The following is a 15,140-nucleotide window of genomic DNA, read 5'->3' on the forward strand; positions in this document are numbered from 1 at the left end:
AGCTACGACTACGGCGGCTTGCTCGCTTCAGTCGTGTCAAAGGAAGAGGTAACGAGCTGTGGCTAGTGATCTTTACGGGCAGATTGCCCGTATTCTGCAGACGATGACTCATAGAGAGCTTAGTGAGGCACCGCAGCAGATCGCCGGATTGGTGGTCGCAAATGGTGAGGGCCTTTCAAAGCGAGAGCGTATCGACTTGGCGCTGGCAAACCTTACACAGGCGGAATTGGCGCGTTTCGCACTTAAATTCGCCGCGCATCGTGGAGATGTCGCACTCGATGAGTTGGGCCGTAGGGTACTTGAGGCCGGTGACCAGCCTTTGTCCCACATCACACGACGAGACATCGCTCGGGCGTTCGGAGATGATCTCGCTGGTGAACGTGGCACGGTAGAGGTGGTCGAACGATATTTCCCCCTTTCCTCGCCTTTTGAAAACCTTTTTGGAAGCAATGGCCGAAGTTTACGAGATCAAGTCGCTCAGCACATGGATGTCAATCCCGGCGACTGGTCGGTGGAACACCTATTTAGTAAGATCGGCGCATTCACTTGCTCCATTGCTAGGTTTGGAGCATTGCTCGAAGAAGCTGTTCACCCTCTCTCCCGGTCGGGAGACGAACAGTTGCAGACTGTCACTGCCCTTAACGAGATCCTTGCGCGCGACGGATATGAGCTAGCGGAGGAATGTGAACTCTCTGGTCATCCAATCTTTGGGTTTCGCCCTATCGTGCGTGGGGTTGAAGGGCGACCTAAGAACCTGATCTTTGCCTCGCGGGGACCGAAGCCGGAGATTGGTTTCGCCGACGCCATCAACAACGACATCGTCATTCTATCCAATGAAGAAAGTTGTTTGGTCTATGACCGGCCAATTGGCTCAAACGGCCTTCTCTGGTCCGAGCTTGTCGCTTGGTGGAACGATATCTCCCCAGAGGGCAATGCTGCAAACCTTGGAGCACGACTTCAAGAGTCTCTGGCCTCAGATGCTGAGCGAAAGCTCTTTGCCACTTATTTTAAGGCCTATAGAAACGTCCTTGGCGAGACGCTGCCCGCGCTCCTTCCACAGGTCTACCTTCATTATGACCCTGCTGTCATGAAAACCCTGCGCCATCGCTTACCTCTTCCGCGTCAACGCATGGACTTTTTGCTACTGCTCCCAGGGTGTCAGCGTATCGTGATAGAGGTGGATGGAAAGCACCATTTCACGGAAAACGATCATCCGTCATTAAAGGTGTATGCAGACATGGTGTCGGCTGATCGCGAGTTACGTCTCGCTGGATATGAAATCTATCGATTTGGGGCGAACGAGTTGGTCGGGGACGGTGCTGCGCCGAGGATCTCCGACTTTTTCGAAAAGCTCTTTCGATTGCATCGTCTCGTATAATGAATGACTTTTTGGTGTGTTAATCAACGGGGAACAGGTCAGCACGAGCATGCCGTATATCTGTGGTAGCGTCTTACTCACTCATAGGTAAAGCTCATCACCTGTGCTTATACATAGCCAGCACACACCGTTTCTGCCTATAAATAAGATATAGGCATTTTCATAGGGCGGTATGATTTTACATGTAGCGTTCAAACTGCCACGCAGCGATGACCACCAGCATGAACAGAACGACGAGGGCAACGCACAGCACTCTGCGCCTCATATAGAGTGCAGCTCCAGCAGAAAGACCAATTAACACCAGTGTGAATGGCCAAGCGACAATTGCCGTCAGGTACGCCACAATCAGGTAGTCTTTTATCATGAATATCTCCCTGACTCGTATCCAAGTAGCAGAAAAGCCTATCTATTGAGATGAACGCTGATCATTATCCGTCTTTACACCCATTTTTGCAGGATTTTTCATATCTCATGCAGGTGCGTGAAAACCACTACACAAAGCGGGCAGGCGTGATGGGGATACGAGCGTGCGCTGAAGGTTATAATGGATAACTGCATGCTAGCAATGATTCCCAGAAAATGCGTGTGGTGCGAAAAAGCTACGGTTATACTGTGCACATAACGAACTATCAAAATGAACAATAAAGGAGGGGATGAGATGACTGTAACTACACATCAGAAACCTCTTAATACTTTTTTACGCCGGGTTAGCGCTCTTGACGCTCGTCTGGCTGAAGGCCTTTCAAAGTTGCTTCCTGATTGGTGGGATGACTCGCTTAATAATTCAGCCAGTATCAGCCAGCAGGTCATTTTAGGATTAGCAAAGTTTGCAAATCTGGATTTAACGACAGTTATTAATCCTACAGCTCAATTGAGGTTCAATGAGTCAGTGCGGAGATATAAGCACGCCGCAAACAAGTCTGTTGAAGAGTTACAAGCGGCAACGGCAGTTGTAGATGGTATGGCAAAAATTGCAGCTTCAGTTGCAAAAAAACCTTATCAGGGCCTCCCTTCTGCTCGTGATATCCGAGAGTCAATTCTGTCTCAAGGAAAGCCTTGGGTAGACTTTCTGTCGCTACTGGAATTTTCTTGGTCCGCAGGTATTCCTGTGTTGTATATGACTGATATTCCAGCTAGAAAAAAGATGGATGCGGTTGCTATAAAGGTTTCTGAGCGTCCAGTTATAGCTCTTACGAAAAAACATAAACATGCAAGTGGAGTTTTGTTTGGCTTGGCTCATGAGCTTGGGCATATCGCCTGCGGTCATCTTGAAAATAACTCGTTATTAATCGATGAAAAAATTAATGAAGACGATGTTGATAACCCCCAAGAAATAGAGGCCAATGCTTACGCGATAGAGCTACTTAATGGTAGGCCTGATGCGGCATTTCACAGTAAAGGATGGATCACAGCAGAGGTGCTGGCCTCAGAAGCTCTGCGCATAGGACGTCACAATAAGGTCGATCCGGGGCATGTAGCTTTGAATTACGCCAAAACTATGAGCCGCACGCATAGTGGAAATTTTTTCCCTGTATGTGGGAAAGCACTGAACTTACTTTACCCTCGTTTGGATTGGATGGAGCAAGCTGCTGGAACTTTTCTTGAGTATGTTGATGAAGAGAAGGTTTCGGAAGACAAGTTTGAAATGCTCTGCAGAATGAACAACATCGAGGTGTAACGCCAGTGGCTGTATTACTTGATAACGATGTAGTACTGAAATTGGCCCAACTTGATCTACTTGCTGATGGTTGCAAATTACTTACAAGTAAGTATGGCCAACTTTATGTTTTAGATACACTTGTGTATCAGTTGAGAGGAAAATCTTCCCTTCGTCGATATGGCGCTGCTGCATTAGAGCGAGTCCAGCAATGCTTATCACAGGGAACATTTTTGATGTTTGAAGAGCTGATCACAGACCCGCGCTTGATTCATTTACAGAACAATTTCGAGAATCTTGACGAAGGTGAGATGCGCTTACTTCAAGGTTTATTGAATCATCAGGATTTGCTTCTATCAGGCGATAAACGTTTTTTGAAGGCTATTGCTGAAACTGGGTTTATAGAAGATGCTGCTCTAAATAATCGATTTGTCTGTTTAGAGCAGGTGGTTTGCTTTCTTATAAATGAATTATCCTTGGAACATGTCAATGCGAAAGCATCGCTCGCTTTTAAGGGAGAATGCAGGGTTGATAGCGCTTTAAGAACATGCATTGGTAATGGACGTACACATGAACATGTTGTTGAGGGCGTACTTCAACAGCTTAGAGAACTGCCAGCAACATTGCTATCAATAGAGTTGCATTGGCGTTTATCTCCGTCTTAGCAAGATGGTTCTAAGAAAAAGGGCGCAGACAAGCTGCACCTTTTTTCTTATCGTTATCTGGTTCCGGGCTTATACCCAATAGACTGTTTAACCGAACATTTTGCTTCAACGATAGGTGTTACGCTGAGGTGGGTTATCGAACTAACTGAAGAGTACCTCTCGGAATAATCAATGGCCGATTAATTGAAAACAAATCTCTTATTAACTCCTGGCTTAGTCCTGTCTTAGCAAGAATGTTAAGCCATGTTGCATCATCGAGCATATCGATAGCAGAAGAGAACATATTAGGTTCTTCAGATTTCAAAAGCTCATCCCCAGGCTCAACTTTGGTATATCCCTTTGAATTAAGATGAATATACCCAGTTCTTGCCTGCTCTTGAGTTAACAGGCCAAGAGATGTTGCTCGAAAGATGCACATTTTCAAACTGATCTTCCATCTAAGTTTGAAAGCAACTAATGCATTCCAATCAAATTGCTTACCTCTGATGCGAGGGAACTCTTTTATAAATGATAACCGAGGCGCGAGTAACGCACTGGAGAAACGATCAGCCTGTGATTCAGTAGTCTTATCACCAGTTATTATCCCTTCATGCATTACTAAATGCCCTAATTCATGACCTATATCAGAACGGAATCTACAAACACTTTTTTTCGCATTGTTCCGTATAATAACCGGTCTGTTGTTATGGACTGTAAATGCATCAACTTTATCATCAACACCCGTTACATAAGCAACAATCACACCAGCACTCTCAGCCAATTTAGCCATTGATGAGATAGGGCCAAGTCCAAGGTTCCACACTCGGCGGCATTCCTCAGCTACACGCTCAATATCGTTAAAGGTTTTCAGTTCAGCCCCTGGAAACTCAGGGATACTGACATCAGGAAACTCTATCTCTTCCTCTATTGCAGATATAATGATATTAAGTATCTCTGCCCTAGCCAAAACACTATTTGTGAGAGTTTGAGTTCGTGACTTTTTACTTCTGAAATGGCAAACATCACTTTCAAGTGCGTATTTACGCTCAGAGTACAGAAAGTCAGGTTTTATTTTTAAAGCGTTCGCTATTAGTTCTAAAACCTGCTCTGTGGGTTTAAAACCCTTTTCCATTTTACTCACGAACTGTTTTGTTTTGCCTATTTTATCGGCAAGTTCTTCGCATGAAAGCCCAACAGCCATCCTGGCCAATTTGAGCTTATCCCCGCGATAGTCATCAAAGTTAATCACCTGATGTTCCATTACTACTCACATCCTGATCGTTTTCTTTTTTACGGCGACGAAGAAGAGCATCATCAATTTCAGCCTCACCAGGAAGGGAAGTTGAATCGACAGGAATAAGTGGTACTGTTACATTAGATTGATGAGTAACCATACTAATCTGAGCTCCATAACTATTAAAACCGACTAGTGCGACTTCCCACCTAGGCAATGATTGCTCTAACTCGTCGCCTTCCTCTTCGGTTATAAATGGCTCAGCCAGAATGCGCCACGTAATATCGTGCTCAGCTTCGACATCTCCAAACAATGAAAGCTGTTCGTGCTCCACTTTGTTGCGCAAAAGACGATGACGCTTTTTAGGATTGTCGATGCAATCCTTGGAAAACTGCAGCGGGACTTTATTTAAAGCCAATACATAATTCAATCCCTTGGATAGCATTTCCAGCCCCGGGATTGATGATTCGTTCTGGATCAGATGATTTCGCACCCAATCATACGCCCTCACCCCTTTTGACCAGTTACTATCCAATACATGCTGGTGATAGTAGAGCTGATCTAATACGCTGGCAATCTCAGACAGTAAGTGCTGAACATCAGCTTCAGCAAGGTAAGGCTGAAACTCCCAACAAGGTGCTAGCTGATTGTTACTCATCTTAAGTTTCGCCTTTTCCAGAATTCGTAAACCATATATTTTCGCATTTACTCTGTTTTGTCAACCAAGGTGTGCGAAAGTAATACATCTAAACATTACACATGCAGGCATATTCCAGTAAGGGCTCCACTACCTCCCCGGCCTGAGGGGAAGTAGCGGACATAGCTCGTCCAATGATTATGCTGCATATTGCCCGCCACGCTGACAAGATCGCCTTTACTGTGTTTTGCCAGCGCGTCACCTGCTTGCCAAAGGCAATGACGCCCAGCCAGAAGGTAGCCTCTCCGTTACTGATTCTGCTGGCGCCACTCTTTTACCATATCCTTCGTGACCTCCTTCTTGTAGCAGACAGGCGAATATCCTCCCGCTTTGCTCCAGGCGCTGCGGCGGCCGCATGAGCTTCCGTTCCGTGCCGTATTGAATGGGCAAGCGCAGGTACCTGGGTAGGATGCTATAGAGTCGTCGATAATTCTTTGCTTAACCTGGTCATCAGTTAACTGGTTCGATTTGGCGATGGCCATATCTGACACAAAGACGAAAGCAGCAGCAAGTACGGAAATAGTGGCTAACTTGATGTTCATTTGGTTCTCTCCGGGCTGTAGATGAACATCCAAGGTATTCGTTGAAAATTTAGCCAACATTGATCTTTCGCAACTGCAGGTGGCGCCCTGCAAGAAAAGGTAGGTCAGGCTGGTGGCTAGATCTAAGTCAAAAGCATCCATTTTCAACTCATCATCTTTTTGAAGGCGTCAGCGGTTTCTTGTGGATTAATCCCTGCAGCCCGTGCTTGAGCGTTACTGCTGCTTTTGCCTGCTGTCTCCACGTTCAGCCGGCTGGTGTATATTCCGCTAACCTCTTTAGCGGCCTGCTCCAGAATATCGGCCGTCATTCCGAAGTTCTTCATGCTTTCGGCGTTTACAGCCATGCGGTTGAGAACGCGGAGATGATAGGCTTTATTGGAGATCGGAATGTCCGAGGTATCTTTATGGAAGCGTTCTCGGGTGACGTTGCATATGTCTACCCACTTTTGAGCCAGCCCCTTACTGCTGACCTTAGTCGGATCGTGTGATTCGACCTGCTGGCGGGTTATTTCAGCCAAATCTTTCCCTTACGGATTCCACGACCTGAGTAGGCGTCTCATGGCAAGCAATGGATTGGACAATAAATATTTTTCACTCAGCCATTAACGTTGCCATATTCCCCATACGTCCAGAACTATCCAGAATTCTCACGACCACCAGCCAGCAAATCACGCATCTGGCGGGCAGACGCTTTTTAAGCCTTAACAGCTCCAGTCTGGCGCGCGTGAGATCAGCTTTCGCTTTCTGCAACTCAAACCTCATGATGCGGTCAGTATGCAAGCCCATCATACCGTTGAGAAGTGCCATTTCCCGCCATGTCTCTGTTCCGTACTCTGGGTCGCTTTGTATTAGCAGCCCGAGATGTTCGGCCAGCATCAGGTTGCGTACCCTGCTTTTTAGCAACGGAGAAAGCTCGTAAGCCTCTTCAAGCGGGAAGAATGCATGCCGACTACGTTCACCGTGCTTAACCGCGTTCGTGTTGCGCCAGTATTGATGGCTGAAATTGGAAGAGGGTTAGCGACTTTCTTTCCCGACAGGATGTACAAAGTTAACTGCGCCACCCACCAGCAATGAAAAGGGGCTACGCATTGTCGCCCCGAACTGCCAGGCAGCAAAAACCAGAAAACCAACCAAGACAACGATGGACACATTCAGCACCCGCCGCTCAGCATGCAGTAACACGACAACGGCAACCGATAGCAGGATCAGCGTCACAGGCCAGCAAGAAGCAAGCGCAATGTACGACATCAACAGGTAATCCATTATCATGGTTCACCTCTTCATTTTGACCTGAACATCCAATCATTCGTCGAACAATACTCGTGGAATACTGCGCTAATGTTGCGACAGACAACCCAACTCAGAATTATTATCAACGCTAAGCGTGGTGAAGCTTCTCAGGGTTACTTAATCCACTATGAAGGAGTTACGGCCAATAAAATTATTTACGATTCTCATCTACTCACTGGAGTTCGGAGAGAATTTTATCCGGGGACACACTACCCAGGAAGGTGTGAGCAGACTTATCCAACACAACCATTGCAGGCGTTACGGTAACACCCAGTCGGTCAGCGAGCTCCGATTGTTTAATCACCAGATTTTTACATTTTTCTGAGTTATCGTTGCCTGGCAAAAAACCGGCCATGGCATTCTGAAGACTCTTTTGGCGATCGGACGCACACCAGACTCGCCCCATATCTTCGATAACCGAATCCTTGATGGATGTCGGCACCACCGTCAGAAACGACATTGTCAGTCCTGCGTCAGTATATTTTTTGATATTTTTAACGACATAGCTGCAATAAATACATTGGTTATCGACAAAAACTAACAGCCTGTGCTTTTCTGCGCCTGCCTGGAAAGTTATGGGTTCCAGCTCAGGTAAGGAGCGAGATATATCCTCGTAGGCCATCTGGGGGGTCGTATCAGAAGCAGATACTGACGAAGCCTGAACGCCTGAGCTGACTAAAACAAAAATACCTGCGGCTAATGATTTAAGAAAAAAATGCCTCATTCCCTCTCCCCCTTCCTGTTTATAATTCCAGGACGTTAACGCCCGGCTCTCGCCATAGTTAACTCCTTTTTTATCATTTGGAAAATACGATCGTTTCTGATTTATGCTGGCTTCATCATTGGGCAGTAGCAATTAGCTGCATGCCCGGTCTCATTTCCCGCTTTTCGGGTAAAGTCCGACAGACCGCGCAGGCCTGGCTGATGCAGTTGCCGGAACATCACTTCCTGTTCGGCACCATACTGCAGCTTACACTCGCGGACCCGCCGCTGCATCGTCCTGCGGAGGCTGCCAGGGTATTGACCGAGATATTTATCCTGCAGCATTTCCAGCAGGGTCGTGGGCATCAGAGCTGGTCTTTCCTTCAACAGGGGAACAAGCTCGATGTCCCAGACGGCCTCAAGCGGATCTTTACGCGTCCGCCAGTGACGATTACCGGTTTTAGACCACTGATCTTTTTCGATCCTGCGACCTGAGCGAACAGAGATACCGGCCTTCATGGCCGAGATATGCTGGGTTACACCTTTCTTACGCTGAGTCATGTAATAACTGACCTGATGAGTATTGAGCGTCACGCCATTTCCTGTGGGATCATGAACATGGTGCTCAGATTACAAAATCGGCCAGAATAATCAGCGCCAACCGGACTGAGTTATTGTCGTCTCATATATGGGGCCAGTTTAGATTTTCATTATGGGCACACCTCTGCGTACACGCCAATCATGCGCTTTGTTGCGTCTCTATGATATCCCATGATAACAAAAAAGCCCGGTATCTGCGGGCTTTAGGGGTTTCGTGCTGGTGGGTGAATCGTCCTGATAGCTTATTTGCTTTTCTTGATGTGAAGAATCAATGTGGCTATTGAATAGCCACAAGTGAGCTAATCGTTAGTTTTTTGAATTAAAAAATCGCATATATAATGAATATTATAAGTATTAATAACTCGAACAATGTATAGATGAGCCAATTTGATAGCAGTTGGTTTGTACAGGTTTATTCTGTTGCATGATTTGTCCTGCTGCCATCATTCTTTCCCCCGTTCCTGTATCGTGATAAATATTGGTGGCACCATATTGGACGACAAAGCCATTATTAAGTAACACTTTATAGTCGGCTTTATCCCATGACCAGTCGGACATAAACCGGTTTGCATAGGTCAACAGTTCAACTGTACCTTCTGTCTGCACACCATCAGGTGATCCTAGTCTGTCAATCACATCTGCACGACTCATTCCTTGGCTGATTTTAGCAAACTTCTCTCCTGTCACGCAGGCGGTTAGTACCAGTGTGACGAAACACAGGGTGACAACTCTTATGAACATATCAGAATCCTTCGAATAAAAATAAATTTCATTAAAACAATTCATTAACAATATTTGTAGCTAGTGCGAGAGTGTCTACTACAGTTGAAATGAGATTTAAAAGCAGTAGATTGATGTACTGTAGATGTTTAGACGACAGAAATCCACACTGTGTAGCATGAAAAACACTCATGCAAAACATCTACCAAATGCAAGGATTCGGATTTCTTTGAATCTTAAGAGGTTGCGTACAGAAAAAGGACTGAGTCAGGAAAAAACAGCCGAATTGGCGAATTTCCATCGTACCTATGTTTCTCAGTTAGAAAGATGCGTCACAAATATCAGCATTGATGGATTGGAGCGCTTGGCTTATGCCTTGGAAGTTGATGTCACAGAGCTTCTACGGATTCCCGATGCAGACTAAAATGCTGTAGTTAGGCTGTTGGCTTACCTGGTACATTCATTATAGGGTCTGAACGCCTCCTCAAGGCCCTTCTCTGCCGTTAACCCGTTGGGTTTGATATTGATTAGCCAATTATCATCGTGTGGGCTAAATCCCCGCCTTTTCCATTAAACTTCGGGCCGGGTGCCACTGTGTTTTCGGTTCATGTCTTACCATACTTACGAATGTACGCGTTTTATAAATACTATTGCTGTACTGTTATCCGTCAGCTATTCCACTGGAAACACTGGAAGTTGGCTACGGATGTAATACATCTCCTAGGTTTGGTATGGCATCCTTCAGGGTTTACTATCGAAGCACTTTGCACTGACCGTCGAGTATTTCTCAAAGTTGACCGACTAAGGTTGATTTTTGTGATAAATCGCGAGCATACGTCACTACCTTCCCGTTTAGAATGTGTCCTCATGTTGTGTCAATTGGCTTCCTCTAAAGCGGAGTCAGAGCATTTTATCTGGGTATTCACAGCGCAAAATTTGCGACTCTGCACAGTCAGTGTGTTGGATATGCGCAATCCAGCAAAAAAACCAATAAAAAAGCAAATAAAACAATTTGTTACGTCTCGTTTAATCTGTTAAGAAACAGCTGATTTTGCGCAAACTAAGATGCGAATTCATGGTGTTTCTTTTAATGATTTCGGAAATTAACGCTATAACTTCAGGCCAGAACCCTCATCGTGAAATACCTCGGGTTTTATTGTTCAGGCGCATAAATACTCCATGATCACCAAGGAGAACTGCACTTCATATGCTGGGATGTATTGTAAACTTCGCAATATACCCTACCCCATGAACAGTTAAGAATTGTTAAGGTTCAGATGATAAGTGACAAAGAGAAGTATAGGTTGCTGCGATTGTATAAAGCTGTGTTGAACAGAAATCATGAGGCACGTCTTGAGTGGCGAAAGCAATTTGATGAGGGTGACAGGGGAAACCTGCTCGACCAGATGCTGGTGGGAAGACACGAGCATCTGATATTACCACCAGAACCAGAATATGAGCCTTATCCTGATATCAGTGGCCTGCGGTGTGGTGCCAGAACCCGCTCAGGCACGGCCTGCAAAATTACAGCTATCTATTCCAACGGGCGCTGTAAATTTCACGGAGGCTTGAGTACCGGCGCGAAAACTAAAGGCGGCAGAGCGCGGCAATATGAGGGTTATTGTGCATGGCTGGAGAAACAACGGGCCAGCAAAGCTGGCAGGAAGCGAACGCGCAAATATGTCAGCGATGTGGCAAGAATTGGCTCTCTCATCTTGTCGAAGATCGGTGCTAGTGAAAAGGACAGAAAGTTACAGGCAGTAGACGGTATAGGCTTACGTATGTCAGGTGGTGCGCTGGTGGCAGAGTTGCCGAACAGCCATAGCATCACGGTACGACTGACGACCACCAGCCCGCAGTATGGTGGCGCCCGATGGTGGTATGTTTGTCCGACTTGCGGGAAGAGGAAAGCTTCTCTGTATTTTCTCGACGAATCGCTGTGCTGCCGTCAGTGTGCCGGGCTTCATTATGCTAGTCAAAGTAAATAATTGGCGGCATCAAGTCATTTAAAAATAGCTTGATGGCCGGAAGTCTATATAGGATGCGGGCTTAGCCCTACTTCGGACAGCTTTGCGAGGCTGCGGTGTTGTGGGCTGGGAGCCACATAAGAGCTTCGAGATAAAAAGCCGGACCGTGCAGCCTTGGGCTGCGCGGTCGAGGGATGACCACCAGCGGAAACCGGCAGCATCAGCTTGGCATTGACGGCGCGGCCTTGCCCGCGTCCTCCTTCCTGAATCACCGCTCCCCCGCTATGAAAGCTTCCAGTATGTGCGAAATCAGCGTCGCCGCACCGACAGCCTCCTCGTAGGTCTGCGCGTGAAGCGTGGCGTAGCGATCAAGGTCGAGGTCGGCTTTCTGGCTGGCCGGGTATGGGACCTGTTTGTAACTGCGATGGATTACGAAGGTCCCTTATTTTCGCCCTAGATCACCGTGGCTCGATTGCTCTCTGAATAATTTGATGAAGACCATGTGACCCAATCTGTTCGGGATCGCCATTTACATAAGTGAGCAGGTCTTTGCTTGAACTCCAGCGCCAAGTTGAGGGGCTGATTCGTTCAATAATTTCTTCGCTTTCAAGCAGAAGTTCATTCAACAGTGGTAACTCATCAGGCACCAATGTTTTAATCCTACGAGCGAGCGCATAGAGCCAGAGGTTTACTTGGTGCGCATTGTTGTAGGATTTACAGCTTATCTGCGCGCTCATCGGCCGCCTGATGGTCCGAGCCAGTGCATCAAAGACATTCCTAAGTTCTCTGACAATCTCCACTCGATCTGCTGAGACTAGGTATTTGGTCGCAATAGCCAGCTCATCGGTGAATGCACCGTCCGCATCTAGAGTAAAATAGAGACTCTCATTCTTGAGTGCTGTACGCCATTGGGTAGTCAGCTCTGTCAACCACTGATGGGCAACTTGAGTGATATCGATTGTTCTTTTTTCCAGCATGGGTACGAGCATGGATTCAAGAATCCAGGGCGTGAAATGGTGTAGCCTGCCGAGGCGTCCCCGAACAGGTTGAAGAATATCCTTGAGCTCATCGTCCGCGAGAGGAGCCTTTAACGATTGGATTAAACAAGCGATGAGTTGTGGTTTAATCTCCGAATTAAGGTAGTTGGCTTCGTTGATCAGCCAGCACAAAATGATACGTCGAACAGTGGCTGATTCGATATGGTCGATTTTTGAAAGGGCTTCAATTCCCCAGACTCCCCTGTTAAGGGCGTTTTCAAGAGCATGAAGCCCTATCCAGATTATTACACTCACATTGCTCTGCAAAAGCGCATCAATTTGCTCATGATGCTTGTCAAAGCTGACGCACAAACAAATATGCTTAAGGGCTTCAACCACAAGCGCGTGAGTACGAGGAGACTTGATTGGTTCAGAGAATATTGTGTTTAACCAAGATACCAACTGCTTTGGAGCTTGCGACCATAGGAGTTGTATGGAGTAGTAATCGCTCCATGAGGTATCTACGGGTGAATATGTGAATGTACTGAACGGATCATTTTTTGAAAGCAGTAGTGCTGTAAGTCCCTGTGAACAGTAGTGTTCAATGTCAAGTTGTTTTTTTGTGAGACGTGGTTGCAGTGCTTTTGCTCTGGAGGGAGAGATGTGCTCCAACAGTGCAACCTTCACAAGTTCGGATAATACTGATTGCTCCTTGTTGTAGAGGCTACCTGCATAGCGACTAGCCGGGGAGTTGGCTATGACATAACCAAGGGCATCCCAAGCTGAGTGGAAATCTGCTATTGGCAACCCTTCAGTCCAGAATTTGGCGGGAAGAGCGTCAAAGCGATCTCCGTCAAGTTTCCCATCCTTAATATATCCTTTAGCACTCATCTGCTCCATGAGTACAGCTCCTGACAAGTTTGAAAGCTGCTCATCATCAAGCCACCAAGCTAGCACGCTACCAGCGCATGGTAGCTCAGCAAATGAGGAATTGTGATTTAGTCCTTTAGGCTTCTCCTCCTCACATGGGCTAATATCGGCAGAATTGAAAATTATTCTTGCAGGAAGGTGGGGATTACCCTCTCCATAGAGTGTACTTTGGATAATCTGATCAACGTACTCAAATACTTGCGGAATCACGTCCAGAGGAATAGGGGTTACCAATAGAGGATGTTTCTCGCTGGCCCTCTGAACTGAATTGGAAAGATGGTACCCAGCTAACGGCTGACCATTGGCTGAGCGAATGAGGATCATGCGGTCGTGGAGTTTTTTATCTGGTACTGAGAGTATTTTGAGGCAAACACTTCCAAAGTAGCCATTATTCCAACCTGAACATCTCGCTAGAAGATTTTCAACACGGTTGGGCTCATCGGCCTCTTTTATGCTGTCATCATTCGACATTTTTTCCGTCGTGATGACAAGGTAATCAGCAGTAGCAGTGCCCAGTCGGTTGAGAAGCTCAATCCCTACATCCTCCATAAATGGGTCGATCCAAGCAATTTTCGCGTCGTGGTGCCGTTCGAAAATGCCTTTGAGCCAGTCTATCAACTCGAGACGGCTCATACCGCTGCTGTCGTTGAGAGTAGGAAAGAACCGTCCGTCGGATTTCTTGGGGCATAACTGTTTGACTCTGTTCTGGATGAGCCAGTTGAGTGGAACCCATGGATCATCCGCATACCCGCCCATTTGTGACCGAGACGGACGACTAATAGCACGCCCAATCTGTCCTGCTGTCTCCAGTCTGGCCCTTTCCCTTTTCGGTACTTTTTTTGCCAACCATTCGAATTGGTAGTTTGCCCTAATGGGTTCGACTAACTGCATGTTGAGATTCATTTCGCGCACAAATTCTGCGCCGGTTTGAAGCAGGAGGAATGATTGCTCACCATTTATTCCAAGCGCATAAACCTCCATTGTATAAGCTGTGCTAGCTTGGTCCTGAAACACTTTGAGTTCAAATGTGTGATGGAGAGGATATGAAGCATTCTTGCTGAGGTTGGCGATATAAGAGGACTGAAGGCCACCATCACTGTACGCCTTGACAATAACCAACAGATCGGAAGGTTCCCGGGTTAGTGGTTCGAATAGCGTCAGAGATGACTGCTGCCCCTTCAAAGATACGTCATACTTGCTGCGCTCTGAAGCATTGAGCCCAGGAGCACAGATGAACTCAAAGTCTCCAATTCGCCAAGAGTCAATTGTGGAGAAGTCTAAGCCAGTATCTGCATCCAATACTTGGCATGCAAATTTGGCAATCTTCATGTCATATCCTTCCAACACACTGAATAATTTTGATTTTTCTCTTGGAGAAATTGCGCCGCTGTCAACACTGGAATAGCTGGTCGGGCTTAGCCGATTAGTTTGAAATCTATAATAATCGCGTGTCGGCAAATGCATTACAGGGCGAGTGATAGGATTCACACAAAATGTACTTGTTCCTATCGCCTTAGCCAATTTGTCGCTGATATGCAGCCCGGAGAATTGGCAAGATTTCTGAAACGTCTCTCCGCAGATGAAGTGCTCAAGGAAAGTCCTCAGTCTCTCGGTAGAGGTATGAAGTGTCAAGGCGTGAGTTCTGACTGAGCAATTCTCAGTAAGTGGCATTTTGGAACTAACGCTCCCGCTCCAACTGTTTGATTGGTAGTTTCCTGATAGTGACCGACCATACAGAAATGAATCGCCACGGGTTTAACAGACACCTCGGAGTCATTTAAGATGGCTTAAAGAGAGGTGCC

At 46.5% G+C, this 15,140-nt stretch carries 14 protein-coding genes and 4 pseudogenes; 5 read left to right on the top strand and 13 right to left on the bottom strand.

The annotated features are described in order from the left end of the window. The first annotated feature begins 58 nt into the window (after positions 1-58). Positions 59-1,378 carry an AbiJ-related protein gene (locus HMPREF3140_RS21620; RefSeq protein ID WP_020323941.1) on the top strand — a complete coding sequence of 440 codons (1,320 nt, stop codon included), beginning with the start codon at positions 59-61 and terminating at the stop codon, positions 1,376-1,378. Positions 1,379-1,556: 178 nt separating this feature from the next. Here the strand turns inward: HMPREF3140_RS21620 and HMPREF3140_RS21625 are convergent, their stop codons facing one another. Next, complete coding sequence (locus tag HMPREF3140_RS21625) at positions 1,557-1,742, bottom strand: hypothetical protein (protein ID WP_020323937.1); 186 nt, start codon at positions 1,740-1,742, stop codon at positions 1,557-1,559. A gap of 294 nt (positions 1,743-2,036) precedes the next feature. Here HMPREF3140_RS21625 and HMPREF3140_RS21630 point away from each other — a divergent pair, with 294 nt between their 5' ends. Both HMPREF3140_RS21630 and HMPREF3140_RS21635 read left to right on the top strand, forming a co-directional pair. Beyond that, a complete protein-coding gene (locus tag HMPREF3140_RS21630) occupies positions 2,037-3,056 on the top strand; it encodes an ImmA/IrrE family metallo-endopeptidase (protein ID WP_020323938.1) in 1,020 nt (339 codons plus the stop codon). A 5-nt stretch (positions 3,057-3,061) separates the two neighbouring features. After that, entirely contained in the window at positions 3,062-3,700 is a 639-nt protein-coding gene (locus tag HMPREF3140_RS21635) for a hypothetical protein (RefSeq protein ID WP_023279818.1), read from the top strand. A gap of 133 nt (positions 3,701-3,833) precedes the next feature. Here the strand turns inward: HMPREF3140_RS21635 and HMPREF3140_RS21640 are convergent, their stop codons facing one another. The 10 genes and pseudogenes from HMPREF3140_RS21640 to HMPREF3140_RS29410 all read right to left on the bottom strand — a co-directional run bounded on the left by HMPREF3140_RS21640 (position 3,834) and on the right by HMPREF3140_RS29410 (position 9,485). Further along, complete coding sequence (locus HMPREF3140_RS21640) at positions 3,834-4,940, bottom strand: helix-turn-helix domain-containing protein (RefSeq protein ID WP_022631223.1); 1,107 nt, start codon at positions 4,938-4,940, stop codon at positions 3,834-3,836. Next, positions 4,921-5,571 carry a hypothetical protein gene (locus HMPREF3140_RS21645; protein ID WP_020323948.1) on the bottom strand — a complete coding sequence of 217 codons (651 nt, stop codon included), beginning with the start codon at positions 5,569-5,571 and terminating at the stop codon, positions 4,921-4,923. The genes HMPREF3140_RS21640 and HMPREF3140_RS21645 overlap by 20 nt, the downstream gene beginning before the upstream one ends. Before the next feature lie 167 nt (positions 5,572-5,738). After that, positions 5,739-5,866 (bottom strand): annotated as a pseudogene (locus HMPREF3140_RS29405) (single-stranded DNA-binding protein); the annotation flags it as partial. Next, on the bottom strand, positions 5,859-6,152 hold the full coding sequence (locus HMPREF3140_RS21650) for a hypothetical protein (protein ID WP_023279819.1): 294 nt from the start codon (positions 6,150-6,152) through the stop codon (positions 5,859-5,861). The gene HMPREF3140_RS21650 and the pseudogene HMPREF3140_RS29405, both read right to left, overlap by 8 nt. A 143-nt stretch (positions 6,153-6,295) precedes the next feature. Continuing rightward, positions 6,296-6,740 (bottom strand): annotated as a pseudogene (locus HMPREF3140_RS21655) (DUF2280 domain-containing protein). Between the two features lie 3 nt (positions 6,741-6,743). Further along, positions 6,744-7,028: a hypothetical protein gene (locus tag HMPREF3140_RS28440; protein ID WP_023279821.1), complete on the bottom strand. Its 285-nt coding sequence runs from the start codon at positions 7,026-7,028 to the stop codon at positions 6,744-6,746. 138 nt (positions 7,029-7,166) lie between these two features. Next, on the bottom strand, positions 7,167-7,415 hold the full coding sequence (locus HMPREF3140_RS21665) for a hypothetical protein (RefSeq protein ID WP_020323951.1): 249 nt from the start codon (positions 7,413-7,415) through the stop codon (positions 7,167-7,169). 199 nt (positions 7,416-7,614) lie between these two features. After that, positions 7,615-8,166, bottom strand: a complete 552-nt coding sequence (locus HMPREF3140_RS21670) for a thioredoxin fold domain-containing protein (protein ID WP_020323942.1) — start codon at positions 8,164-8,166, stop codon at positions 7,615-7,617. 155 nt (positions 8,167-8,321) lie between these two features. Next, positions 8,322-8,738 (bottom strand): annotated as a pseudogene (locus HMPREF3140_RS21675) (IS21 family transposase); the annotation flags it as partial. A 360-nt stretch (positions 8,739-9,098) separates the two neighbouring features. Continuing rightward, positions 9,099-9,485 carry a hypothetical protein gene (locus tag HMPREF3140_RS29410; protein WP_022631219.1) on the bottom strand — a complete coding sequence of 129 codons (387 nt, stop codon included), beginning with the start codon at positions 9,483-9,485 and terminating at the stop codon, positions 9,099-9,101. 157 nt (positions 9,486-9,642) lie between these two features. On the opposite strand from HMPREF3140_RS29410, the gene HMPREF3140_RS27795 reads away from it, so the two are divergent. Together HMPREF3140_RS27795 and HMPREF3140_RS21685 are read left to right on the top strand one after the other, a co-directional pair. After that, a complete protein-coding gene (locus tag HMPREF3140_RS27795) occupies positions 9,643-9,888 on the top strand; it encodes a helix-turn-helix domain-containing protein (RefSeq protein WP_071604874.1) in 246 nt (81 codons plus the stop codon). A gap of 853 nt (positions 9,889-10,741) precedes the next feature. After that, on the top strand, positions 10,742-11,452 hold the full coding sequence (locus HMPREF3140_RS21685; RefSeq protein WP_022631218.1) for an HGGxSTG domain-containing protein: 711 nt from the start codon (positions 10,742-10,744) through the stop codon (positions 11,450-11,452). Between the two features lie 247 nt (positions 11,453-11,699). On the opposite strand, the pseudogene HMPREF3140_RS27800 reads toward HMPREF3140_RS21685, so the two are convergent. Continuing rightward, positions 11,700-11,831 (bottom strand): annotated as a pseudogene (locus HMPREF3140_RS27800) (DUF2274 domain-containing protein); the annotation flags it as partial. A gap of 58 nt (positions 11,832-11,889) precedes the next feature. Next, positions 11,890-15,075 carry a VPA1262 family protein gene (locus tag HMPREF3140_RS21690; protein WP_267283808.1) on the bottom strand — a complete coding sequence of 1,062 codons (3,186 nt, stop codon included), beginning with the start codon at positions 15,073-15,075 and terminating at the stop codon, positions 11,890-11,892. Positions 15,076-15,140: the final 65 nt, after the last annotated feature.

This window comes from Klebsiella sp. HMSC16A12, assembly GCF_001808265.1.
Lineage (GTDB): Bacteria > Pseudomonadota > Gammaproteobacteria > Enterobacterales > Enterobacteriaceae > Klebsiella > Klebsiella pneumoniae.